Genomic DNA, 954 nt, shown 5'->3' on the forward strand with positions numbered 1-954 from the left:
GAGCAGATCGCGGTAAGCGGCGGCGGTGTCGATCTGGCCTTTCTGGCCACGGGCGGCATGGATACGCGCATCGAACGGCGAGCGCGAACCGAGCACCGCTTCCACCGTCAGACCACCCAGCGCCAGCGCACCGGCGAACAGGTCTTCACCTTCGAACAGACCGCGCAGGGCGAATGCAGTGGACACCTGAGTGCCATTGAGCAGCGCCAGACCTTCCTTCGCCGCCAGGGTCAGCGGGGTCAGACCGGCAACTTTCAGCGCTTCGGTGGCTTCCATCCACTCGCCCTTGTAACGGGCCTTGCCCTCGCCCAGCAGCACCAGCGACATGTGCGCCAATGGCGCGAGGTCGCCGGAAGCACCCACCGAACCTTTCAGCGGAATGTGCGGATAAACCTCGGCATTGATCAGCGCGATCAGCGCATCGATCACCACCCGACGGATGCCGGAGAAACCACGGCTCAGGCTGTTGACCTTGAGCACCATGATCAGGCGCACCAGCTCATCGCTGATCGGCTCGCCGATGCCGGCGGCGTGGGACAGCACCAGCGAGCGCTGCAGGTTTTCCAGGTCGGCGCTGGCGATGCGGGTCGAGGCCAGCAAGCCGAAACCGGTGTTGATGCCGTAGGCAGTGCGGTTCTCGGCGAGGATTTGTTCGACGCAGGCGACACTGGCTTCGATCTGTGCGGCGGCGCTGTAGTCGAGAGTCAGTTTGACCGGTTTCTGGTAGACGTCACGCAGTTGCGACAGGCTCAGTTGGCCAGGGATCAGATTCAGTGCAGTCATGTTCAGGCTCCTTTAACCGAAGTAATCATTGGCAGGTTCAAGCCCTGCTCCCTGGCGCAGTCGATGGCGATCTGGTAACCGGCATCGGCATGACGCATCACACCGGTGCCCGGGTCGTTGTGCAGCACGCGAGCGATGCGCTCGGCCGCCTCATCCGTACCGTCGCAGACA

2 protein-coding genes are annotated in these 954 nt (G+C 63.3%); both read right to left on the reverse strand.

The genetic code is table 11. From position 1 onward, the window contains the following. Window positions 1-783 (reverse strand): aromatic amino acid lyase (locus tag ACK6BI_RS27985; protein WP_409319659.1); only part of this gene is annotated, 783 nt, incomplete at its 3' end. Between the two features lie 2 nt (window positions 784-785). Further along, window positions 786-954, reverse strand: a 169-nt coding sequence (locus ACK6BI_RS27990) for a hypothetical protein (RefSeq protein ID WP_409319660.1), incomplete at its 5' end; no start/stop codon positions are given.

Source organism: Pseudomonas sp. KCJK9016, from assembly GCF_046231795.1.
GTDB classification, from domain to species: Bacteria; Pseudomonadota; Gammaproteobacteria; order Pseudomonadales; family Pseudomonadaceae; genus Aquipseudomonas; species Aquipseudomonas bananamidigenes.